The organism is Streptomyces sp. NRRL S-31, assembly GCF_000718775.1.
GTDB lineage: Bacteria > Actinomycetota > Actinomycetes > Streptomycetales > Streptomycetaceae > Streptomyces.
This window is the reverse complement of the sequence record NZ_JOCB01000004.1, coordinates 73,359-96,908: the sequence shown is the minus strand read 5'-3', so window position 1 is coordinate 96,908 and position 23,550 is coordinate 73,359. Positions and strand designations below refer to the sequence as shown.

The window sequence follows — 23,550 nt, the reverse complement described above, 5'->3', positions numbered from 1 at the left end:
GGACGCGGTCGGGCGCCGTAACACGCCCGGCGCAGGCTGGCGGCATGGAGAAGACCCCGACGCCCACCCACTGCCCGTACTGCGCCTTGCAGTGCGGGATGAACGTCGTGCCCCTGCCCCAGGGGGGTGTCGAGGTCGCCGAGCGCCCGGACTTCCCGGTCAACCGGGGCGCGCTGTGCGGCAAGGGCCGCACCGCGGCCCGGGTGCTGTCACCGGCGGTACGGCTGACCGCGCCGCTGGTCCGGGAGGGCGGGCGGCTGGTGGAGGCGGGCTGGGACGAGGCGCTGGACCGGATCGCCGCGCGGCTCGGGGCGGTGCGGCGGCGGTACGGCCCCGACGCGCTCGGGGTGTTCGGCGGCGGCGGGCTGACCAACGAGAAGGCGTACGCGCTGGGGAAGTTCGCGCGGGTGGTGCTGGGCACCTCGCAGATCGACTACAACGGCAGGTTCTGCATGTCGTCGGCCGCGGCGGCGGGCACCAGGGCGTTCGGGCTCGACCGGGGACTGCCGTTCCCGCTGGAGGACATCCCGCGGACCGGGTGCGTGATCCTGGTCGGGTCGAATCCGGCCGAGACCATGCCGCCGTTCCTGCGCTACTTCTCCGAGCTGCGGGAGAACGGCGGCACGCTGATCGTCGTGGACCCGCGCCGCACCCGCACCGCCGAGCAGGCCGACCTGCACCTGGCGCCCCGCCCCGGCACCGATCTCGCCCTGGCCCTCGGTCTGCTGCACCTGGTGGTGGCCGAGGGGCGGACGGACGAGGAGTACATCCGGGAGCGGACGACCGGCTGGACGGAGGCCCGGGCGGCGGCGATGGCGCACTGGCCGGAGCAGGTGGAGCGGATCACGGGCGTGTCCGTGCCCGAACTGCGCGCTGCCGTACGGATGTTCTGCGCGCCCCGGGCCGCGATGGTGCTCACCGCGCGCGGGCCGGAACAGCAGTCCAAGGGCACGGACACGGTGAGCGCGTGGATCAACCTCTGCCTCGCCACCGGCCGCGCGGGCCGTCCGCTGTCCGGATACGGCTGTCTGACCGGGCAGGGCAACGGGCAGGGCGGGCGCGAGCACGGCCAGAAGGCCGACCAGCTGCCCGGCTACCGCAGGCTGGACGACCCGGCGGCGCGGCGGCACGTGGCCGGGGTGTGGGGCGTGCCCCCGGACAGCCTGCCCGGCCCCGGGCGCAGCGCGTACGAGCTGCTCGACGCGCTCGGCACCGATGTGCGGGCGCTGCTGCTGATGGGCTCCAACCCGGTGGTGTCCGCTCCCCGCGCCGCCCACGTCGAGGAGCGGCTGCGGTCGCTGGACTTCCTGGCCGTGGCCGATGTCGTGCTGTCCGAGACGGCGCGGCTGGCGGACGTGGTGCTGCCGGTGACCCAGTGGGCGGAGGAGACGGGCACCACGACCAGCCTGGAGGGGCGCGTGCTGCTGCGCCGCCGGGCGGTCGACCCGCCGCCCGGCGTCCGCAGCGACCTGCACGTCCTGCGCGGGCTGGCCCGCCGGCTCGGTGTGCGGACGGGCTTCCCGGCCGACCCGGAGGAGGTCTTCGAGGAACTGCGCCGGGCCAGCGCGGGCGGTCCGGCCGACTACTCCGGCATCACCTACCGCCGGCTGGCCGAGGGGGACGGCGTCTTCTGGCCGTGCCCGGAGGACCCGGCCGGGGAGGGTGCCGGGGAGGGGGCCGCGGACGGGCGGGGGGAACGGCCGCGGGCGGCGGGCGCGGGCGAGGGCACGCCCCGTCTCTTCCTGGACCGGTTCGCCACCGCCGACGGCCGGGCCCGGTTCGTGCCCGTCACGCACCGGGCGACCGCCGAGGAGCCGGACACCGACTACCCGCTGCTGCTGACCACCGGCCGGGTGGTGTCCCAGTACCAGTCGGGGGCGCAGACCCGGCGCGTGGCGGAGCTGAACGCGGCGGCGCCGGGTCCGTTCGTGGAGCTGCATCCCCGGCTCGCGGCCCGGCTGGGGGCGGCCGACGGCGATCGGGTGGCGGTGGTCTCCCGGCGCGGCCGGGCGGTGGCGCCGGCGCGGATCACCGGGGCGATCCGTCCGGACACCGTCTTCATGCCCTTCCACTGGCCGGGCGAGGGCCGCGCCAACACGCTCACCAACCCGGCGCTGGACCCGACGTCCCGGATGCCGGAGTTCAAGTCGTGCGCGGTACGGCTGGAGGTACTGGGCCCGGGAGGTCTCGGTCCCCGGGACCCGGCGGGCGCGGGCCGGCTCGCGTAGGTTCGGACGCATGTCCGACACCGCTCACTTCGACCTCGGCGCCTATCTCGACCGCATCGGCCGGCGGGGCGAGCCGCGGGCCGACCTGGCCACCCTGTGGGAGGTGCATCTCGCGCACGCGCTGTCGATGCCGTTCGAGAACCTGGACGCGGTGCGGGGCTCGGCCCCCTCCCTGGCGACCGCCGACCTGATGGCCAAGATGGTGCACGGCCGGCGCGGCGGCTACTGCTACGAGCACAACACCCTGCTCCGGCTGGCGCTGGAGGCGCTCGGCTTCCGGGTGACCCCGCTGGCCGGCCGGGTGGTGGTGGGCGCCGGGTCGCCGGAGAGCCGGCCGCGTACGCACGCCATGCTCCGGGTGGAGGTGGCGGGCGAGCCGCGGCCGTACCTGGCGGACGTCGGGTTCGGCGCGCCCGGGGCGCTGCTGCTGCCGGTGCCGCTGGTGACCGGCACCGAGTCCGAGGGCGCCGGACGCCGGCACCGGCTGGTACGGCTGCCGCACGACGGACCGCTGGAGCTGTGCGAGTTGCAGACGTACGACCCGGGGACCGGCCGGTGGGCCGGCCAGTACGCGTTCACCCAAGAGCCGTTCGCCGCCGTGGACTTCGAGGTGTTCAACTGGTACGTCGGGACCAGCCCGCGGTCCCCGTTCACCCGTCGCGCCTACCTCCAGCGGACCTTCGCCGGCCGTCATCTCTCGCTGGACGGCGGCCTGCTGACCGAGACGCTCGCCGACGGCACGGTGACCCGGCGGACGCTGACGGACGAGGCCGAGGCGCGGCGCGTGGTGGCGGAGGAGTTCGGTGTCGAGGTGCCCGGGGGGACGGCCCTGCTGGGCTGAGCCGGCGGCGGGGACCCGGGCGCCGCCGGTGCCGGTCCGGTGCGGCCGGCCACACCGGTTCCCCCGCACATCTCCTTGAACAGCCTATGGACATGACATGTCATGGCCACTTAAATCTCGGTGACATCAGCGCCACCCCCACGCCTGCCTGGCGCCTTCCCGAGGAGACAGATGAGCCGGATACGGCAGCACGTCCGAGGAACCCGTCGCACAGCCACCGCCGGTGTCGCCGTCGCCACCGCGGCCCTGCTGGCCGTCAGCCTCTCCCCCGCCGCCCACGCCGACGGCAGACCCACCCGGGCCACCGCGATCGAGCACGCGGCCTCGGCCCTCCTGGCCCACGCGGCGAGCCTGGACCTCACCGCCCCGCAGGCCACCGGCGTCCGGGACGTGATCGTGGACCGGGACGGCACCCAGCACGTCCGCTACGACCGCACCTACCGCGGACTGCCGGTCCTCGGCGGCGACTTCGTCGTCCACCTGGCCCGCGGCGGCGCCTACCGCGGCGCCGACCGCGCCACCCGGCAGCACATCTCGGTGCCCACCGTCACCCCCGCGGTCTCCGGCCCCAAGGCGGCCGGCCGCGCGGTGAGCGCCCTGCGCGCGGCCCACCCCGGCACGCGGCTGAAGCAGGCCAAGGCCAAGCCGGAGTTGGTGGTCGACGCCCTGCACGGCAGCCCGAAACTGGCCTGGCGCACCAACGCCGTCGGCCTGGACTCGCTCGGCAACCCCGTCGCCCGGACCGTGCTGAGCGACGCGCGCACCGGCGCGCGGATCGACGCCTGGGACAGCATCGAGACCGCCGCCGGCGACGGCTCGTCGCTCTACAGCGGCACCGTCGCCCTGGAGACCACCCAGTCCGGGTCGTCGTACCAGCTCAAGGACCCGACCCGGGGCAACACCTACACCGGGGACGCGGAGAACAAGACCGACCTGTGCATCTTCGGCATCTGCTTCAGCCGGGCCCCCGCGACCCTGTTCACGGACGCCGACAACCACTGGGGCACGGGTACCACCGCCGACCGCGCCTCGGCCGCCGTCGACGCCCAGTACGGCACCGACGAGACCTGGGACTACTACAAGAACATCCACGGCCGCAACGGCATCGCCGGGGACGGCAAGGGCTCGTACAACCGCGTCCACTACGGCAGCAACTACAACAACGCCTTCTGGGACGACAGCTGCTTCTGCATGACGTACGGCGACGGCGACGGCACCACCTTCGGACCGCTGGTCGCCCTCGACGTGGCCGGGCACGAGATGTCCCACGGCGTGACGTCCAAGACGGCCGCGCTGACCTACTCCGGGGAGTCCGGCGGGCTGAACGAGGCCACCTCCGACATCCTCGGCACGATGGTCGAGTGGTACGCGAACAACTCCTCCGACACCGGTGACTACCTGATCGGCGAGGAGATCGTGAAGCCCGGCTTCGGCAAGGCGGCCCTGCGCTTCATGGACAAGCCGTCCAAGGACGGCAGCTCGGCGGACTACTGGAGCTCGTCGGTCGGCAACCTCGACGTCCACTACTCCTCCGGCGTCGCCAACCACTTCGCCTACCTGCTCGCCGAGGGCAGCGGCGCCAAGACCATCAACGGCGTCGGCTACGACTCGCCGACCTCCAACGGCGCCACCGTCACCGGCATCGGCCGGGACAAGGTCGGCAAGATCTGGTACCGGGCGCTGACGGTCTACATGACGTCCTCGACGAACTACAAGGGCGCCCGGACGGCGACCCTCAGTGCGGCGCGGGACCTCTACGGCGCCGGCAGCGCGGAGTACAACGCCGTGGCGGCGGCCTGGAGCGCGGTCAACGTCGCCTGAGTCCGCGGTGAACGCGTCGGGGGCCGGTGTCCGTGCGGGCACCGGCCCCCGGGTGCGCTGACCCTCCGTCACCCGTTCACCGCCGCCCGCCGCGCCATTCGTGTGCTCTTCGCACCACTGTCTCCCGGTGCCCGCGCCCCCGCCCGTGACCTGCCGGAACGCGGGACGGGCTAGCCCGTTCGGGTGGCGGGTCCGACACCCGTTCACCGCATTCCTGACGCTCCCTCAGGAAGCGGACCGGCCGCGGAGCCACTTTCCTCGAAAGGGCAGGGGCGCGCCCCTGGACGAGTCGGACAAGCTCTGGGGAGCACCATGCGACGCACTGCCCGTCTCCTGGCCGGTACCGCGCTCGCCGTGGCCGCCGCGGCACCCGCCCACGCCGTGGACGCCACCCGCCCGGCGGCCCACCCCCGGGCCGCCGGGAGCGGCAGCCTGGACGTGTACCCGTCCACCGTCACCCCCGGCGGGCAGGTCACGGTGAACACGGCCGTGTGCGGGGACCCCGGCGCCGGGACCGGGGACGCGGGCGCGGTCGGCGCGGGCACCTTCCCGCTGGCGCCCAGCACCCACGAGGGCGAGGTGATCGGCCGGTTCCGGGTGCCGCCGAGCGCGCAGCCGGGGACGTACGAGATCGTCGCCCGGTGCGCCGAGGGGGACCGGCAGGTGACGGGCGACCTGGTGGTGGCCCTGGCCGCGGCGCACGGACAGGTGCAGCCGCGGGGCAGTGTGAAGACGGGGGTCGGCGGCGGACTGGGCCCCGACCCCGTGCAGACCGCGGCGGGTGTGGCGGCGCTGGCCGTCGCCGCCGCGGGCGGTACCTGGCTCCTGCATCGCCGGGCGAGAGGCGACGGGATCTGACGGACACCCTCCGCTGTCCGTCCGCCGGTACCGCACATCCCGCCCCCTCCGGGTCCGACGCCCCTCGCGGCCCGGAGGGGGAGGGGGTTCCTGAAGGGAGGCCCCGCCTCCGGAAGGGGTTCGCCATGCGCAGGAGTGCCGAGAGTGCCAGAAGTGGCAGAAGTGGCAGGAGTGGCAGGAGTGCCCGGGGTGCGAGGGGTGCCCGGGGCGCCCGGCGGGCCGCGCGCGGCCGGGGGGCCCGGCTCGGCGACACCGCCATAGCCGCCGTCACCGTCGTGGCCCTCGGCTCGGGCCTGTGGCTGCTGGGCGGCACCGGCCCGCACACACCACCGCAGCCGGCCGCCGCCGAGGGCCGTCCCGACCCCGGCGGCGCGCGGCTCGCGGCGCCCGCCCTCCCGCCGTCCCCGCCGGTCCGCGTCCGCATCCCCGCCATCCACGTGGACGCGCCCCTGACCGGGCTGGCCCTCACCCCCTCCGGGAGCCTGGACGCGCCGCCCGCCGGGGAGAAGAACCTGGCCGGCTGGTACGAGGCCGGCACCACCCCGGGGGAGACGGGCACCGCCGTCGTCGCCGGCCATGTCGACACCGCCGACGGCCCCGCCGTCTTCTACGACCTCGGCGCCCTCAGACGCGGCGCCCGGATCGAGGTGGACCGCCGGGACGGCGGCGTGGCCCTGTTCACCGTGGACGCGGTGGAGGTGTACTCGGCCCGCGACTTCCCCGACGACAAGGTGTACGGCGCGGCCCCCCGCCCCGAGCTGCGCGTCATCACCTGTGGCGGGGGCTACTCCCGGACCACCGGCTACCAGGGCAACGTGGTGGTGTTCGCCCATCTGACGGGCAGCCACTGACGCTCGGTGCGGTGCCGGCCCGGACGGCGGCCATGGCGCGGAGGACACCACCGGCCCGGTGGAGCCGCTGCGGGCCCGGTGACCGCCCCGCGCCTCCCGGCCCGTTGTCAGTGGGCCGGGATAAGGTCCCCTCCACGTCGTCGTACACCGGGACACTCTGGGGGGATCTGCCATGGCCGGCAGCGACAGCAACGCGCACGAGGGGTTCACGGCCGAGGAGCGGGCCGCGATGAAGGAGCACGCGCGGGAGCTGAGGACGGCCTCGCGCCGCGGCTCGCGCGCGGAGAAGGCGGCGCAGGCGGAGCAGGAGGTGCTCGCGAAGATCGCCGAGATGGGGGACTCGGACCGGATCATGGCCGAGCGCGTGCACGCCGTCGTCACGGCCACCGCCCCCGTGCTCGCGCCGAAGCTCTGGTACGGCATGCCCGCCTACGCGCGGGACGGCAAGGTCGTCTGCTTCTTCCAGAGCGCGGCGAAGTTCAAGGCGCGCTACGCGACGCTCGGCTTCAACGACGCGGCGGGGCTGGACGAGGGTTCGATGTGGGCGACGGCCTTCGCCCTGACCGAGGTGACCGACGAGGTGGAGGCGCGGATCGCCGCGCTCGTCGCGCGGGCGGTGCGGTGAGGCGACGGACGGTGAGGTGAGGCGCGCCCCTCACACCCGGGGCCGCCGCCCGCTGAGGGCAGCGTTCCGCCCGGGAAACAGAGGTGATGCCACCGGGTAACGTCCGGGCCGCACGCTCGGGGCATGACCTCGGACACGCGTGTGGTGGTGATCGGCGCCGGACTCGCGGGCGTACGGCTCGCCCGGCGGCTCGGCGAGCTGGGCGTGCGCGCGCTGCTCGTCGGTGAGGAGGAACACGCGCCGTACAACCGCGTGCTGCTGGCCGAGGTGCTGGCCGGCCGGTACGCCCCGGAGGTGATCGCCCTCCCGTCGCCCGCCGGCCTGCTGCGCGCCCGGGTCACCGGCATCGACCGGGCCGCCCGGACCGTCACCTGCGCGGACGGCACGTCACTCGGGTACGGCACGCTGGTCCTGGCCACCGGCTCCAACCCGGTGCTGCCCCCGCTGCGCGGGCTGTTCACCGCCGGCCGCCGGCTGCCCGGGGGCGTCCACGCCTTCCGCACCATGGACGACTGCCTGGGCCTGGCGAAGGCGGTGCGGCCGGGGGTGCGCGCGGTCGTCGTCGGCGGCGGGCTGCTCGGCGTCTCCGCGGCCCGCGCGCTGGCCGCCCGCGGCGCCCGGGTGGTGCTCGCCCAGCAGGCCGAGCGGCTCATGGAGCGCCAGCTCGACCCGGACGCCTCCCGGCTGGTGCTGCGGCACCTCACCGGGCTGGGCGTCGAGGTGCACACCGAGTGCCGGGTGCGGGACGTGCGCCGCGCCGGTGACACGGTCCGCGCGGTGGAGCTGGCCGACGGCTACGTCCTCGACGCCGACCTCGTGGTCCTCGCCTGCGGGGTGCGGCCGCGCACCGGGCTGGCCGAGCGGGCGGGCCTCGCCGTCCGCCGGGGCGTCCTCGTCGACGACGAACTGCGCACCTCGGACCCGCACATCCACGCCGTCGGCGACTGCGCCCGGCACGACGGCACCGTCTACGGGCTGGCCGCACCCGCCCTCGACCAGGCCGACACGCTCGCCGAGCTGCTCGCCGGCGACACCGGCGCCCGCTACCGCGGCACCCGTTCCCTGACCCGGCTGACCCTCACCGGTCCCGGCTCCCCCTTCGACCTCGCCGCGTTCGGCGAGACCGAGCCCCGCCCCGGTGACGACGTCGTGCGGCTCGCCGACGCCACCCGGGGCACCTACCGCAAGGCCGTCGTCCGCGACGACCGCCTGGTGGGCGGGGTCCTCGTCGGCGCGCTCGGCACCGTCGGCGCGCTGGCCCGCGCCTGGGAGCAGGCGGAGCCGCTCCCCGGCGACGGCCCCCTGCTCCACCTGCTCACCCACGATGGAGGCCCTGTATGACCGCCACCCCGGGGGCCACCCCCACGATCGTGCTCGTCGGCCATGGCATGGTCGGCCAGCGCTTCCTCGAGGCGCTCGCCGAGCGCGGCCTGACCGCCACGCACCGCGTGGTCGTGCTGTGCGAGGAGCCCCGCCCGGCCTACGACCGGGTGCAGCTCACCTCGTACTTCTCCGGCCGGACGCCCGAGGACCTCTCCCTGACCGACGCCCGGTTCCTCGCGGACCACGGCATCGAGCTGCACCTCGGCGACCCGGCGGAGACGATCGACCGCGCGGCGCGGCGGGTGACCGCCCGCTCGGGCCTGGCCGTGGACTACGACGTCCTCGTCCTGGCCACCGGCTCGGCGCCGTTCGTGCCGCCGGTGCCGAACAAGGACGCCACCGGCTGCTTCGTCTACCGGACCATCGAGGACCTGCTGGCGATCGAGGAGTACGCGAGGACGCGGGCCACCACCGGCGCCGTCGTCGGCGGCGGGCTGCTCGGCCTGGAGGCGGCGGGCGCGCTGAAGGGGCTCGGACTCGTCTCCCACATTGTGGAGTTCGCGCCGCGTCTGATGCCGGTGCAGGTGGACGAGGGCGGCGGCGCGGCCCTGCTGCGGACCGTGGAGGGGATGGGCCTGACGGTCCACACCGGTGTGGGCACCCAGGAGATCCTGACGGACGCCGCCGGCGCCGTCACCGGCATGAGGCTGTCCGACGGCTCCGAACTCGTCACCGATCTGGTGGTGTTCAGCGCCGGTGTCCGCCCCCGCGACCAGCTGGCCCGCGACGCGGGCCTCACGGTCGGCGAGCGCGGCGGCATCGCGGTCGACGAGCAGTGCCGGAGCGTCTGCGACCCGCGCGTGTTCGCGATCGGCGAGTGCGCGCTGGCGGCCGACGGCCGGGTGTACGGACTGGTGGCGCCGGGTTACGAGCAGGCCGCGACGGCCGCCGCGACCATCGCGGCCGACGAGGCGTCCTTCACCGGCGCGGACCTGTCCACCAAGCTGAAGCTGCTCGGCGTGGACGTCGCCTCCTTCGGCGACGCCCACGGCACCACGGAGGACTGCCTGGACGTCGTCTACGCCGACTCCCGGGCCGGCCTGTACAAGAAGCTGGTCATCGGCCGGGACGGCACGCTGCTCGGCGGCATCCTGGTCGGGGACGCGGAGGCGTACGGCACTCTGCGCGCGCTCACCGGCTCGGTGCCCCCGATCGCCCCGGAATCGCTCGTCCTGCCCGCCGCGGCCGGCGCCGGGGACCGGCTCGGCCCGGCCGCGCTGCCGGACGACGCGGTGGTCTGCTCCTGCCACAACGTCACCAAGGGCACGATCCGCGCCGCGGTCACCGAGCACGCCTGCGTGACCGTGCCCGAGGTGAGGAAGTGCACCAGGGCCGGGACCGGCTGCGGCAGTTGCGTGAAGGTGCTGGGCCAGTTGGTCGGCGCCGAGCTGGAGGCGTCCGGCGTCGAGGTCGACAAGGGCCTGTGCGGCTGCTTCGCGCAGACCCGCGAGGAGCTGTACGAGATCGTCCGGGCCCTGCGCCTCACGTCGTACCGGGAGCTGCTGGACCGCTACGGCCGCCCGGACGCCCGGGGCGGTGACGGCTGCGAGGTGTGCAAGCCGGCCGTCGGCTCCGTCATCGCCTCGCTCGCCCCCTCGATCGGCGCGAGCGGCTACGTCCTGGACGGCGAGCAGGCCGCGCTCCAGGACACCAACGACCACTTCCTCGCCAACCTCCAGCGGAACGGCTCGTACTCGGTGGTGCCGCGCATCCCCGGCGGGGAGATCACGCCCGAGAAGCTGATCGTGATCGGGGAGATCGCCCGGGACTTCGGCCTCTACACGAAGATCACCGGCGGTCAGCGGATCGACCTGTTCGGCGCCCGGGTGGAGCAGCTGCCGTTGATCTGGACCCGCCTGGTGGACGCCGGTTTCGAATCGGGCCACGCCTACGGCAAGGCGCTGCGCACGGTGAAGTCCTGCGTCGGCTCCACCTGGTGCCGCTACGGCGTGCAGGACTCGGTCCGGATGGCGATCGACCTGGAGCTGCGCTACCGGGGCCTGAGGTCCCCGCACAAGCTGAAGTCGGCGGTCTCCGGCTGCCAGCGCGAGTGCGCGGAGGCCCGGTCGAAGGACTTCGGGGTGATCGCCACCGCGAACGGCTGGAACCTGTACGTCGGCGGCAACGGCGGTGCCGCCCCGCGCCACGCCGACCTGCTGGCCCAGGACCTCTCCGACGCCGAACTGGTCCGGCTGATCGACCGGTTCCTGATGTTCTACATCCGTACGGCCGACCGTCTGGAGCGCACCAGCGCCTGGCTGGAGCGCGTCCCCGGCGGGCTGGAGCACGTGCGGGACGTGGTGGTGCACGACTCGCTCGGCATCTGCGACGAGCTGGAGGAGCTGATGCGGGCGCATGTCGCCCACTACCGCGACGAGTGGGCGGAGACCGTCGGGGACCCCGAGAGGCTGGCCCGGTTCGTCTCCTTCGTGAACGCCCCGGACACCCCGGACCCGGTGGTCTCCTTCGTCCCCGAGCGCGATCAGATCAAGCCCGACCTGCCGCTGCTGGGCATCGGCCTGCGGCCCGCCGACGACGTTCTGGAAGGAAGTGCCCGGTGATGACCACGGCAGTCACGACGACCCACACGGTGATCCAGCTCAGGCTGGCGGACGGCTGGTTCACGGTGTGCGACCCGAGCGCACTCGTCCCGGGCCGCGGGGTGGCCGCCCTGCTGCCCGACGGCCGGCAGGCGGCCCTCTTCCGCGACCGCGCGGGCCGGCTGTACGCCGTCGACAACCGGGACCCGTTCACCGGCGCCGCCGTCCTCTCCCGGGGGCTGACCGGCACCCACGGGGGCCGCCCGTTCGTGGCGTCCCCGCTGCTGAAGCAGCGCTTCGACCTGGCGGACGGGCGGTGCCTGGACGACCCGTCGGTGCGGATCGCGGTGTACGAGGTGCGCACCCTCCCAGTCTGCTGACCGGCCGTATTCCCGGACCGCACCCGGCACCGGCGCCACGGACCGGTCCGGCTCCGCGCCGGGTCAGTCGATACCGGACCGCTCCACCCCGGCCACGATCCACCGCTGGAAGCACAGGAACACCAGCAGCAGCGGCAGGATCGACACGGCCGCCGCGACGAACAGCTCGTGCAGCCGCACGACCTGGGCGGTGGTGAAGGAGGACAGGGCCACCTGCACCGTCCAGGCGCCCTGGTCCTGTCCGATCACCAGCGGCCACAGGAAGGAGTTCCACGCGCCGAGGAACACGATCGTGCCCACGGCCGCGAACACCGGCCGGGCGCCCGGTACGACGACCAGCCAGTACGTCCGCCAGTACCCGAGCCCGTCCACCTGAGCCGCGTCCTCCAGCTCCCGCGGGAAGCCGAGGAAGTACTGCCGGAAGACGAAGCAGGCGAACGCCGGGAACAGGGTCGGGACGATCAGGCCGCGCAGCGTGGAGACCCAGCCGAGCGACGACACCAGCACGAAGCTCGGGACGAAGGTGACGGCCGCCGGGACCAGCAGGGTGCCCAGGATGCCGTAGAAGACCTTGTTCGCGTGCCGGTAGGGGATGCGGGCCAGGCCGTACCCGGCGAGGGAGGCCAGGACCAGGGTGCCCAGCGTGGTCACGACGGCGATCAGCGCGGAGTTGAGCAGGGAGCGGGCGAACGGCACGGCCGGGTCCTCGAACACCTCCCGGACGTTCCCCCACCGCACCTCGCCGGGGAAGAAGGTCCACTCGGGCGAGGTGATGTCCCGCTCACTGGCGAGCCCGTTGCGTACGAGCAGGTAGAAGGGGATCAGGAAGAGCAGGGCCAGCGCGACCAGCAGCACCAGCCGCAGCGCCCGTCCGGCCCGCACCAGGGCGTCATCCATCGCCGTCCGTCCTTCCCAGCCGCAGCCAGCGCGCCTGTCCCACCGTGACGACCGTGACGACCAGCGCGAGGATCACCGCCCCCGCGCTGCCGAGTCCCAGGTTCTGCCCCTGTCCGAGCGCGGTGTAGTAGAGATAGACCAGCGGCGGCCGGGCGTACGGCGGGTAGCCCCGGGCGTCGGACAGCAGGTTGTAGAACTCGTCGAAGGCCTGGAAGGCGCCCACGACGAGCAGCAGCAGCACCGCCACCGAGGTGCCCCGCAGCTGGGGCAGGGTGATGTGCCGCAGCACCGTCCAGCCGGGCCGGGCCCCGTCCACGGCCGCCGCCTCGTACAGCGCCGGGTCGATCCGTTGCAGCCCGGCGAGGAACAGGATCATGTAGAACCCGGCCTGGAGCCACAGTCGTACGGTCACGATGACCAGCCAGTACCAGGGCGGGTCGGGCGTGGACAGCCAGGCGACGGGGTCGGCGCCGAACCAGCCCAGCACCGTGTTCGCCAGCCCGAACCGGACCCCGCTGAACACCGACATCTTCCAGATGAGCGCGGCCACCACATAGCTGCACGCGGCCGGCAGGAAGAACACGGACCGGAAGAAGGCCCGGGCCCGGCGGACCCGGTTGACCATCAGGGCGAGGGAGAGGGCGAACACATAGGTGGCCGGCACGATGAAGGCGGTGAAGAGCAGGAAGGTCCGCAGGCTGTCCACGAAGGCGTCGTCGCGCAGCATCGCGGTGTAGTTGTCCAGCCCCACGAAGTCCGTGGGGGTGACGGTGTTGTGCGCGTCGAAGAAGCTGAGCGCCACGCTCCACCCCAGCGGGACGAGGGTGAACAGCGCCAGCCCGAGCGCGAACGGCCCGACGAACACCCAGAACCACAGGGTCCCGTGCCGCCTCACGACGTCTTCTTCGGTTTCCCCGCGTTCCGCACGCGGGCGAGTTCGGCCGACACCTTCCGTACGACGGACCGCAGTTCGCCCTCCGGGCTCGCGCCGTGCCTGATGATCCGGCTGAGCGCGTCCTGGTAGGCGGTCTGCGCGGCCGGGGTCCACAGCAGCGGCTGGGCGTAGCCATGGTCGGTGGTGAACCGGACGACGTCGGCGGCCGGTCCCTTCCGCAGCCGGGCCGCCTTCTCGGCGAGGGAGCGCCGGGCGGGGATGTGGAAGCCGTAGGACAGCGCGAAGTCCTGCTGGTAGTCGGTGTGTTCGACCCACAGCCACTTCACGTACTCCTCGGCCACCGCCCGGTGCGCGCTGCGGGTGCTGACGGCGGCACCGTAGGCGCCGACGGGCACGGAGGGCCGGCCGTGGCCGCCGTCGCGCGGGAACGGCAGCACCCCGAAGTCGTCGCCGAGTTCCTCCGTCACCCGGGGCAGCGCCCACAGCCCGGACCACTGCATCGCGGTCAGCCCCTGGAGGAAGGCGGACGGGTCCGACCAGTCGGCGGGCGCGCCGAGCAGCAGGGACTTGTCGGCGTACAGCCGGTGCAGCTTGCCGAGGGTGCGGGCGGCCTCGGGGTCGTCGAAGCCCACCTCGCCGTCGTCGGTGACGAGCCGGAGCCCCGCCGCGTACAGGGGGGTCCCGCCGAGTACGCCCGCTCCCCCGTCGTTGCCGAGGAAGAGCCCCTTGGTCCGGCTGTCGGTCAGTGCGCGCGCGGCGTCGACCAGGGCGTCGAGGGTGGTGGGCGGCTCGACACCCGCGTCCGCCAGCAGGCTCTTGCGGTAGTAGAGCAGTTGCGTGTCGATGACCTGCGGGATGGCCCAGACCCGCCCGTCGTGCGTCTTCGGCGCGAGCACGGCCGGGTTGAAGTCGTCCCGCACGCCCGCCAGCAGACCGGTGAGGTCGGCGACCTGACCGCCCTGGATCTGGTCCAGGGTGGGCCCGTTGACCTCGAAGACATCGGGTCCGGAGTCGGTGAGCAGCGCGGCGGCGGTCTGCTGGTCGTAGTTGCCCGGCCGCCACTGGACCGTGACGTGCGCCTTGCCGAAGGCGGCGGCGTACCGCTGGACGGCCCGCTCGGTGCCGGCCTCGCCGTACTGGTGGTACCAGTGCGACAGCCGTGGTCCGGAACTCCCGCCGCCGCGCCCGGTGTTCGATCCGCAGGCGGTGAGTGACCCCGCGCCCGCCGCCAGCAGCGTCCTGCGACTGAGACTGCCCATCATGTGCCCCCTGACGTCCGTCACCGATGCACGGCCCAACGATCAACCATGCGCGGCGATTACGAAAGGGGCGTTGCGGCCGTGTGTCGGAAACGGCGGTCGTACACCGGGCTTTCCCGGGAACCCGGCCGGTTGCGAAGTCCCGGGCGGAGGCGCACAACTTTTCCGCTCCGCGACGCATCCAACCCAGTGACCTTCATCCACCCATTCGCCCGATGGAGGGGGATGTGCCATGTCTCCGAATCCGAATGCCCCGACGTTCCTCCGCACCGTCCGCGGGCGCGGTCCGGCGGCCGTGCTGGCCGCGGCCGTCGTCGGCGCGACGGCCACCTCGGCCGCGTGGAGCGCGACCCCGGCGGCGGCCCGCACCCCGGCCGCCATACGGACCTGCGCGGTGAGCGACCTGTACCTGTCCATGGGCACCAAGGAGGGTGCCGCCGGGTCGCTGTACTGGCCGGTCCGGTTCACCAACACCAGTACGACCGGCTGTGCCCTGCGCGGCTACCCCGGTGTCAGCGTCCTGGACGGCGGCCACCACCGGATCGGTGCCGCCGCCACCCGCAGCGGCCGGAGCTACACCAGCGTCACCCTGGCCCCCGCCCACTCCGCCTCGGCGGTCCTGCGCACCACCAACGGCCCGGTGGGCGGCCCCTGCCTGCGCACCGGCTCCTACCTCCGGGTCTATCCCCCGGCCTCCCGCACCGCCGCCCTGGTCCCGGCTCCCTGGAAGACCTGCTCGAACACCTTCCAGGTCGGCCCGGTGAACACCCAGGGCGCCCTCTGAACGACCACGCGCCGGACCACGGCCGGCCGCGCGTGCGGCGGCAGCGGCACACCGGCACGACGAAGGGGCGGCACCCCCCGCACAGGGATGCCGCCCCTCTCGTGCACCGGGGCCGCCGCCGATCGGTGAGGGTCGGGGACCTGCGGCGGCTCCGGGGACGGGGGGTCAGCGGTGGTCGCTGCCCGCCGACTGGGTCGCCGCGCGGCCGGCCTCCAGGCGGGCGACCGGGATGCGGAACGGGGAGCAGGAGACGTAGTCCAGGCCGACCTCGTGGAAGAAGTGGACCGACTCCGGGTCACCGCCGTGCTCGCCGCAGACGCCCAGCTTCAGGTCGGGGCGGGTGCGCCGGCCGGCTTCCGCCGCCGCCTTCACCAGGGAGCCGACGCCGTCCTTGTCGATCGTCTCGAAGGGCGACACGCCGAAGATCCCCTTCTCCAGGTACGCCGTGAAGAACGAGGCCTCCACGTCGTCGCGGCTGAAGCCCCAGACGGTCTGGGTCAGGTCGTTCGTGCCGAAGGAGAAGAACTCCGCCGCCTCGGCGATCTGCCCGGCCGTGAGGGCGGCGCGCGGCAGCTCGATCATCGTGCCGATGGCCAGCTTGAGCCGCGTACCGGTGGCCGCCTCGACCTCCGCGATGACCTGGTCGGCCTCCTCGCGGACGATCTCCAGCTCCTGGACCGTGCCGACCAGCGGGATCATGATCTCGGCGCGCGGGTCGCCCTTGGCCGACTTGCGCTCGGCCGCCGCCTCGGCGATCGCGCGGACCTGCATGGTGAACAGGCCGGGGATGACCAGGCCGAGGCGCACGCCGCGCAGGCCCAGCATCGGGTTCTGCTCGTGCAGCCGGTGCACCGCCTGGAGCAGGCGCAGCTCGTTCTCGTGCGGCTCCTGACGGGACTCCGCCAGCGCCACGCGGACCGAGAGTTCCGTGATGTCGGGCAGGAACTCGTGCAGCGGCGGGTCGAGGAGGCGGATGGTGACCGGCAGGCCGTCCATCGCCTCGAACAGCTCGACGAAGTCCTTCTTCTGGAGCGGCAGCAGCTCGCGCAGGGCCGCCTCGCGCTCCTCCTCGGTGTCGGCGAGGATCAGCTTCTCGACCATCTCGCGACGCTCGCCGAGGAACATGTGCTCGGTGCGGCACAGGCCGATGCCCTGGGCGCCGAAGCGGCGGGCCCGCAGGGCGTCCTCGGCGTTGTCGGCGTTGGCCCGGACGCGCAGACGGCGCTTGCGGTCGGCGAAGGCCATCATCCGGTGGACCGCCTCGACCAGCTCGTCGGCGTCGTCGGCGCCCGGGTGCATCCGGCCCTCGAAGTACTCCACGACCGGGGACGGGACCACCGGGACCTCGCCCAGGTAGACCTTGCCCGTGGAGCCGTCGATGGAGATCAGGTCGCCTTCCTCGACGACGTGTCCGCCGGGGACCGTCATACGGCGGCGCTTGGTGTCGACCTCCAGCTCCTCCGCGCCGCAGACACAGGTCTTGCCCATGCCGCGGGCGACGACGGCCGCGTGGGACGTCTTGCCGCCGCGGCTGGTCAGGATGCCCTCCGCCGCGATCATGCCGTCCAGGTCGTCCGGGTTCGTCTCCCGGCGGACCAGGATGACCTTCTCGCCGGAGCGGGACCACTTCACCGCGGTGTACGAGTCGAAGACCGCCTTGCCGACCGCCGCGCCCGGCGAGGCCGCGATGCCCCGGGCGACCTGCTCGACCTTGGCCTCGTCGTCGAAGCGCGGGAACATCAGCTGGGCCAGCTGGGCGCCGGTGACCCGTTGCAGCGCCTCGGTCTCGTCGATGAGGCCCTGGTCGACCAGCTGGGTCGCGATGCGGAAGGCGGCGCCCGCCGTGCGCTTGCCGACCCGGGTCTGGAGCATCCACAGCTGGCCGCGCTCGATCGTGAACTCGATGTCGCACAGGTCCTTGTAGTGGTTCTCCAGCGTCTCCATGATCTGCATCAGCTGGTCGTACGACTTCTTGTCGATCTGCTCCAGCTCCGCGAGCGGGACGGTGTTGCGGATGCCCGCCACCACGTCCTCGCCCTGCGCATTCTGGAGGTAGTCGCCGTAGACGCCCTGGTGGCCGCTGGCGGGGTCGCGGGTGAACGCCACGCCGGTGCCCGAGTCGGGACCCAGGTTGCCGAAGACCATCGAGCAGACGTTGACGGCCGTGCCCAGGTCGTGCGGGATGCGCTCCTGGCGGCGGTAGAGCTTGGCCCGGTCGCCGTTCCAGGAGTCGAAGACCGCCTTGATGGCGAGGTCCATCTGCTCGCGCGGGTCCTGCGGGAAGTCCCGGCCGGCCTCCGCCTTGACGATCTTCTTGAACCTCGCGACCAGCTTCTTCAGGTCGGCCGCGTCCAGCTCGGTGTCGACCGCGACCTTCTTGGCCTCCTTGGCCTTGTCGAGGGCCTCCTCGAAGAGGTCGCCGTCGACGCCGAGGACGGTCTTGCCGAACATCTGGATGAGGCGGCGGTAGGAGTCCCAGGCGAACCGCTCGTCGCCGGCCTGCTGGGCCAGACCCTGCACGGACTTGTCCGACAGGCCGATGTTCAGGACGGTGTCCATCATGCCGGGCATGGAGAACTTGGCGCCGGAGCGGACGGAGACGAGCAGCGGGTCGTCGGCCTGGCCGAGCTTCTTGCCCATCTTCGCCTCGAGGGCGTCGAGGTGCGCGCTCACCTCGTCACGCAGTGCCGCGGGCTCCGCACCGCTCTCCAGGTAGACCTTGCAGGCCTCCGTGGTGATGGTGAAGCCGGGAGGGACCGGCAGACCCAGGTTGGTCATCTCGGCGAGATTGGCACCCTTGCCGCCGAGGAGGTCCTTGAGGTCCTTGTTGCCCTCGGTGAAGTCGTAAACGAACTTCGCTACATGGGGTTCTTTGTTTTCCGACACGGGTCTCGACTCCTTGAGGCCACGGTGGCTGCCCTGACGGCCAGGAACATACCCAGATCGAAGGTCCCTGGGTACGTCCACTTGCGCGTCATGCGCCTGTAACCACCCGTCCGCCAGCGGATCGAAAGTCAAGGCTTGGCAAGCGCGCGGACCGTTATGTTTTCACTTCTTGAATGCGGCGCTGTGCATAGGGGCGGTTTCAACGCTCATCTGAGCGAACCTGAACACGATTGATTTCGATCGATGAACGATCAAGGGGTGGCACTCGGTGCCACCCCTTGGAGAAGTGCAGTGTCGTCTAATACGCTCATCTGAGCGCAACCCTTATCAAGGGTGGCGAGAATCACGCTGTCACAGACCGCTCCGTTTCACCATGCGGACCCGCCCGTGGACGCGTCCCGGCCCGGAAACACGCCTGTCACGCACCTCCGCCCCAGGCGCCCGGCAGCCCACGCCGGCCCCTTGCGCGCCTCACGCCTCAGAGGCCCCGCATCTCCCGCGCCCGCGCCTCACACGCCCCCGCCTCACACGCCCAGCGCCGCGAGCCGCTCCTCCACCCGCTCCGGCGCGTACAGGTGCTCCACCACCAGCGCCCCGGCCCCGATCAGCCCGGCGCGCTCCCCGAGCCGGGAGGTGACGACGTCCAGATGGGCCGTGGAGCGGGGCAGCGCCCGCTGGTAGAGCAGCTCGCGCACACCGGTCAGGAAGGCCGTCCCGGCCAGGTCGCCCGCGATCATCAGCACGCCCGGGTTGAGCAGGGTCACCACCGTCGCCAGCACGTCCCCGACCCGGCGCCCGGCCTCCCGGGCCAGCGCGGCGGCCTCCGGGTGCCCGGCGGCCAGCAGGTCCCGCACATCCGAGCCGGAGGCGGCCGGCACCCCGGACGCGGCCAGTCGCCGGGCCACGGCACCACCGCTGGCGACCGCCGCGAGACAGCCGTACGAGCCGCACCGGCACAGCGCGTCGGCGTCGACCCGGATGTGCCCGATGTCGCCCGCGCCGCCGTCGGCGCCCCGGTAGATCGAGCCGTCGACGACCACTCCGGCGCCTATGCCGGTGGAGACCTTGACCAGGACGAACGCCGGGCAGCCGGGATGTCCCGAGCGCTGCTCGCCGTAGGCCATCAGATTGGCGTCGTTGTCGACCAGGACCGGCACCGCGGGGGCGCCGGTGTGCTCGGTGAAGGCGCGGGACAGCCGGCCCCGGATGTCGTAGCCGTCCCAGCCCGGCATGATCGGCGGCTGGACCACCCGGCCGGTCTCGCTGTCCACCGGGCCCGGCACCGCGAGCCCGATCCCGCAGACCTCCTCCGCCCGGTGCCCGGCCTCGGCCGGCAACTCGGCCAACCAGCGGCCCAGTTCGCCGAGCACGGCGTCCGGACCGTCCTCCACCACCAGGGTGCCGGCGCGCTCGGCGAGGATCTCGCCGGTCAGTGAGAGGACGGCCGCGCGGGCGTGCCGGGTGTCCAGGTCGGCGGCGAGGACCACCGCGTGGGAGTCGTCGAACTCCAGGGTGATGGACGGGCGTCCGCCGAGCGGCGAGTCGACCGGGCCGCCGGCTCCCTCGCGCAGCCAGCCCGCCCGGAACAGCCGGTCCAGGCGCTGGCCCACGGTGGCCCGGGACAGTCCGGTCGCCTGCTGGAGCGCGCCCCGGGTCACGGCCCGTCCGTGGCGCACGAGTTCGAGCAGATCGCCGGCGCCCGCCTGGCTCCCGCTCCTGCCGGTCCTTGCCGGACGTCCGGTCATGCCCACCCTCTTGTGTTTCCCGAACTCGCCTTACATATTGAGTTCTGCGTGTTAAATAGACGTAACTCTACGGTGGCCGCAGCCGAACCCGGGCGGCCGGACGTCTCCGGGGAGCCCCGAGTGGATCGCACCGTCCAGCTCAACTACCGTCACCCCGCCCACCGGAGCGCGGACCGTCCACCGGCCGGACCGCCGTCCCCGCACCTCAGGGCGGCCCGGGTACTGGCGGCGAACTGGACGGGCGCCTCGACGGTCCCCTCCCGGAACCTGTATCCGCACCAGTGGTCCTGGGACTCCGCGTTCATCGCCATCGGGCTGCGGCACGTCTCACCGGCGCGCGCCCAGACGGAGCTGGAGACGCTGTTCGCCGCCCAGTGGGCCGACGGACGCGTCCCGCACATCGTCTTCAACCCCTCCGTACCGCTCGACGCGTACTTCCCGAGCCCCGACTTCTGGCGCTCCACCACCGCGGGGCGCGCGGCGGGCGCCCCGCGCACCGTACAGACCTCCGGCATCGTGCAGCCACCGGTGCACGCGCTGGCGGCCTGGCTGGTGCACCGCGCCGACCCGGCGCTGTCCCGGGGGCGCGGCTTCCTGGCCCGGGTGTACCCGCGGCTCGCCGCCTGGCACCGTTATCTGCTGCACCGGCGCGACCTGGGCGGCGGCGGCCTGGTCTCCGTGGTCCACCCGTGGGAGCAGGGCATGGACAACAGCCCCTGCTGGGACGCCCCGCTGGCCCGGATCACCCCGGCGCCGGCCCGCTCCTTCCGCCGCGCCGACCTCGACCACGGCGCCCCCGGGGACCGGCCGACGGACCTGGACTACGGGCGGTACGTGCGGCTGGCCGCCGACTACCGCGAGCGCGGGTACGCCGACGGGGGCGGGGAGTTCGCCGTGGAGGACCCGGCGTTCAACGCCCTGCTCATCGCCTCCGAGCACGCCCTCGCGCGGATCGCCGAGGAGCTGGGCGCGCCCGGCGCCGCCCGCCGGGACCGGGCCGCGCGGCTGACGGCGGCCCTGGTGGAGCGGCTGTGGGACCCGGCGGCCGGCCTGTTCCTCTGCCGGGACCTGCGGGGCGGCGACACCCTCGTCCCCGAGCGCGGTGTCTCGGGGCTGGTGCCGCTGCTGCTGCCCGGGCTCCCGCGCCCCATCGCCGCCGCGCTCGTCCGGACGGTCACCGGGCCGCACTTCTCGCTCGGCGACCGCACCCGGCTGGTGCCCAGCCACGACCTGCTCGCGGAGTCCTTCGACCCGCACCGGTACTGGCGCGGCCCGGCCTGGTTCAACACGAACTGGCTGCTGGAGCGCGGGCTGCGGGCGCACGGCGAGACGGCCATGGCCGACGCCCTGCGCGCGGCCGTCGTGGAGCTGGCCGACGCCACGGACTTCGCCGAGTACGTCGACCCGTACACCGGCGAGCCGTGCGGCGCGAGCGGCTTCGGCTGGACGGCGGCGCTCGCGCTCGACCTCTGCCACCGGCGGCCCGCGCCGCCCGAACGTCAAAAGCTGGACAAGAGCCCGCGCGAGGGCGTGTCCGCCCTGAGCACCGGCACGTTCGACCAGAGTGACAAAGGAGGGGACCGGGGATGACGGACCGGCATCATCTGCTCGTGCACGGCGCCACCTTCGCCGCCGTCGGCGACCGCGGCGACATCAGCGGGGTGCGCGGCGGCTCCCCGGACGGATTGTTCGTCCGGGACGCCCGGCACCTCAGCCGCTGGCAGCTCACCGTCGACGGCGCGGTGCCCGAGGTGCTCACCCCGGTCGCGGACGGGGACGCGGCCCGCTGCGTGCTGGTCCCGCGCGGCGGCCGGCAGGACCCCCCGGCCCACACCGTCTTCCGTGAACAGGCCGTCGGGGACAGCTCGTTCGTGGAGTCGGTGCGGGTGACCGGCAACCGCCCGGAGCCCAGCACCATCCGGCTGGCGCTCACCGTCGACGCCGACTTCACCGACCAGTTCGAGCTCCGCTCCGACCACCGCACCTATGTCAAGGCCGGCGCCGTACGCTCCCGCCACGTGCTCTCCGACGGCATCGAGTTCGTCTACCGGCGGGCCGAGTGGCGGTCCTGCACGACGGTCACGGCCGACCCGGCGCCGGACGCCGTGGAGGAGACGGGCACCGGCGCCCGCCGCCTGGTGTGGACCCTCGACCTGGAGCCGTACGGCACGACCGAACTGCTGCTGCGGGTGATCGCCCGCCCGCACGGCGACCGGCGCACCCTGCGCGTGCCCCGCGACCCGGCCGCCGTCCACCGGCAACTGCGGATACGCGAGGAGGAGTTCACGGAGTCGGTCGCCTTCCCGACCGGCTGGCCGGAGCTGGCCGCGACCTGCGTGCGGGGCCTGTCCGACCTGGCGGCGCTCCAGGTGCCGGCCTCCGGGCCGGACGGCGAGGAGCTGCGCGTCCCGGCGGCCGGCGCCCCCTGGTTCCTCACCCTGTTGGGCCGCGACGCGCTTCTGACCTCGCTGTTCACCCTGCCCTACCGCCCCCGGCCGGCCGCCGCCACGCTCCTCGCGCTGGCCGCCGCCCAGGCGACCGGCACCGGCGTCTCCCGGGTCGCCCAGCCCGGCAAGATCGTGCACGAGGTGCGGCACGGGGAGCTGGCCCACTTCGGCCAGGTGCCGTTCCGCCGCTACTACGGCTCGGTCGACGCCACCCCGCTCTTCCTGGTCCTGCTCGGCGCGTACGTCGAGCAGACCGGGGACACGGCCCTCGCCCGCCGTCTGGAGCCGCACGCCCGCGCCGCCGTCGGCTGGATGCTCGACCACGGCGGGCTGACCTCGCGCGGCTACCTCGTCTACCGCGCCGACGAGGGCGGCCTCGCCAACCAGAACTGGAAGGACTCCCCCGGCGCGATCTGCTGCGCCGACGGCACCCGGCCCACCGGCGCGGTGATGGCGGCGGGCGCCCAGGGCTACGCGTACGACGCGCTGCGCCGCACGGCGGGGGTGGCCCGCGCGGTGTGGGCCGACGAGACGTACGCCGCGCTGCTGGAACAGGCCGCGGCCGATCTCCGCGACCGGTTCCAGCGGGACTTCTGGATGCGGGAACGGTCCTTCCCCGCGCTGGCGCTGGACGGTCAGGGCCGCCAGATAGACGCGCTGGCGTCCGACGCCGGGCATCTGCTGTGGTCGGGGCTGCTGGACAAGGAGTACGGCGAGGCGGTGGGCCGGCGGCTGCTGGAGCCGGACTTCTTCTCCGGCTGGGGCGTCCGCACGGTGGCCTCCGGGCAGCCCGCGTACCACCCGCTCTCCTACCACCGCGGTTCGGTCTGGCCGCACGACAACGCGCTGATCGCGCTGGGGCTCGCCCGGTACGGGCTGCACGACGAGGCGCGCACGGTGGCGCACGCGCTGATCGACGCGGCGGCGCCGACCGGGCGGCGCCTGCCGGAGGTGCTGGCCGGGTACCGGCGCGCTCCGGACACCGCGCCGGTGCCCTGTCCGCACGCCGGCGGCCGGCTGGCCCGGTCCGCCGCGGCGCCGCTCGCCCTGCTGACGGCCGTCGGGGGCGCCTGAGGGGCGCGTCACCCGGCGGCCCCGTGCGGCGTGCCG

Annotated in this window: 17 protein-coding genes; 12 read left to right on the top strand and 5 right to left on the bottom strand. The window is 73.8% G+C overall.

The window, feature by feature from the left end; genetic code table 11:
- The first annotated feature begins 44 nt into the window (after positions 1–44).
- From IF37_RS0103265 to nirD, 9 genes are all read left to right on the top strand, one after another.
- Positions 45–2,228 (top strand): molybdopterin oxidoreductase family protein, encoded by a 2,184-nt coding sequence (locus IF37_RS0103265; RefSeq protein ID WP_052844954.1) that lies wholly within the window; start codon positions 45–47, stop codon positions 2,226–2,228.
- 10 nt (positions 2,229–2,238) lie between these two features.
- A complete protein-coding gene (locus IF37_RS0103260) occupies positions 2,239–3,069 on the top strand; it encodes an arylamine N-acetyltransferase (protein ID WP_030735754.1) in 831 nt (276 codons plus the stop codon).
- A 171-nt stretch (positions 3,070–3,240) separates the two neighbouring features.
- Positions 3,241–4,890 carry a M4 family metallopeptidase gene (locus IF37_RS0103255; protein ID WP_030735751.1) on the top strand — a complete coding sequence of 550 codons (1,650 nt, stop codon included), beginning with the start codon at positions 3,241–3,243 and terminating at the stop codon, positions 4,888–4,890.
- A gap of 312 nt (positions 4,891–5,202) precedes the next feature.
- The gene (locus tag IF37_RS0103250; protein ID WP_030735748.1) at positions 5,203–5,748 is read left to right on the top strand and encodes a hypothetical protein; all 546 of its coding nucleotides are present in this window, start codon (positions 5,203–5,205) and stop codon (positions 5,746–5,748) included.
- A 275-nt stretch (positions 5,749–6,023) separates the two neighbouring features.
- Positions 6,024–6,599 (top strand): class F sortase, encoded by a 576-nt coding sequence (locus tag IF37_RS0103245; RefSeq protein WP_253915629.1) that lies wholly within the window; start codon positions 6,024–6,026, stop codon positions 6,597–6,599.
- Positions 6,600–6,771: 172 nt separating this feature from the next.
- The gene (locus tag IF37_RS0103240; protein WP_030735743.1) at positions 6,772–7,224 is read left to right on the top strand and encodes an iron chaperone; all 453 of its coding nucleotides are present in this window, start codon (positions 6,772–6,774) and stop codon (positions 7,222–7,224) included.
- A 123-nt stretch (positions 7,225–7,347) separates the two neighbouring features.
- Entirely contained in the window at positions 7,348–8,565 is a 1,218-nt protein-coding gene (locus IF37_RS0103235; RefSeq protein WP_030735739.1) for an NAD(P)/FAD-dependent oxidoreductase, read from the top strand.
- Positions 8,562–11,168: a nitrite reductase large subunit NirB gene (gene nirB, locus IF37_RS0103230; protein WP_030735736.1), complete on the top strand. Its 2,607-nt coding sequence runs from the start codon at positions 8,562–8,564 to the stop codon at positions 11,166–11,168. The genes IF37_RS0103235 and nirB overlap by 4 nt, the downstream gene beginning before the upstream one ends.
- Complete coding sequence (gene nirD, locus IF37_RS0103225; protein ID WP_030735725.1) at positions 11,168–11,527, top strand: nitrite reductase small subunit NirD; 360 nt, start codon at positions 11,168–11,170, stop codon at positions 11,525–11,527. Before nirB ends, nirD begins: the two co-directional genes overlap by 1 nt.
- A gap of 63 nt (positions 11,528–11,590) precedes the next feature.
- On the opposite strand, the gene IF37_RS0103220 is transcribed toward nirD, so the two are convergent.
- Genes IF37_RS0103220 through IF37_RS0103210 form a run of 3 tightly spaced genes read right to left on the bottom strand, consistent with a single transcriptional unit; the run spans position 11,591 to position 14,578 of the window.
- Positions 11,591–12,424, bottom strand: a complete 834-nt coding sequence (locus IF37_RS0103220) for a carbohydrate ABC transporter permease (RefSeq protein ID WP_030735722.1) — start codon at positions 12,422–12,424, stop codon at positions 11,591–11,593.
- Positions 12,417–13,319 (bottom strand): carbohydrate ABC transporter permease, encoded by a 903-nt coding sequence (locus IF37_RS0103215; protein ID WP_030735719.1) that lies wholly within the window; start codon positions 13,317–13,319, stop codon positions 12,417–12,419. Before IF37_RS0103215 ends, IF37_RS0103220 begins: the two co-directional genes overlap by 8 nt.
- Positions 13,316–14,578, bottom strand: a complete 1,263-nt coding sequence (locus IF37_RS0103210) for an ABC transporter substrate-binding protein (RefSeq protein WP_030735716.1) — start codon at positions 14,576–14,578, stop codon at positions 13,316–13,318. Before IF37_RS0103210 ends, IF37_RS0103215 begins: the two co-directional genes overlap by 4 nt.
- A gap of 232 nt (positions 14,579–14,810) precedes the next feature.
- Between IF37_RS0103210 and IF37_RS38980 the strand changes: the two genes are divergently transcribed.
- Positions 14,811–15,362 carry a DUF4232 domain-containing protein gene (locus IF37_RS38980; protein ID WP_052844953.1) on the top strand — a complete coding sequence of 184 codons (552 nt, stop codon included), beginning with the start codon at positions 14,811–14,813 and terminating at the stop codon, positions 15,360–15,362.
- 165 nt (positions 15,363–15,527) lie between these two features.
- Here IF37_RS38980 and ppdK read toward each other — a convergent pair whose 3' ends face one another.
- Both ppdK and IF37_RS0103195 read right to left on the bottom strand, forming a co-directional pair.
- Positions 15,528–18,248, bottom strand: a complete 2,721-nt coding sequence (gene ppdK / locus IF37_RS0103200; RefSeq protein ID WP_030735710.1) for a pyruvate, phosphate dikinase — start codon at positions 18,246–18,248, stop codon at positions 15,528–15,530.
- Between the two features lie 524 nt (positions 18,249–18,772).
- Positions 18,773–19,993, bottom strand: a complete 1,221-nt coding sequence (locus IF37_RS0103195; RefSeq protein ID WP_030735707.1) for an ROK family protein — start codon at positions 19,991–19,993, stop codon at positions 18,773–18,775.
- 120 nt (positions 19,994–20,113) lie between these two features.
- Between IF37_RS0103195 and IF37_RS0103190 the strand changes: the two genes are divergently transcribed.
- Positions 20,114–21,583 (top strand): hypothetical protein, encoded by a 1,470-nt coding sequence (locus tag IF37_RS0103190; RefSeq protein WP_030735703.1) that lies wholly within the window; start codon positions 20,114–20,116, stop codon positions 21,581–21,583.
- The gene (locus IF37_RS0103185; protein WP_030735700.1) at positions 21,580–23,514 is read left to right on the top strand and encodes a glycogen debranching N-terminal domain-containing protein; all 1,935 of its coding nucleotides are present in this window, start codon (positions 21,580–21,582) and stop codon (positions 23,512–23,514) included. The genes IF37_RS0103190 and IF37_RS0103185 overlap by 4 nt, the downstream gene beginning before the upstream one ends.
- Positions 23,515–23,550 lie beyond the last annotated feature (36 nt).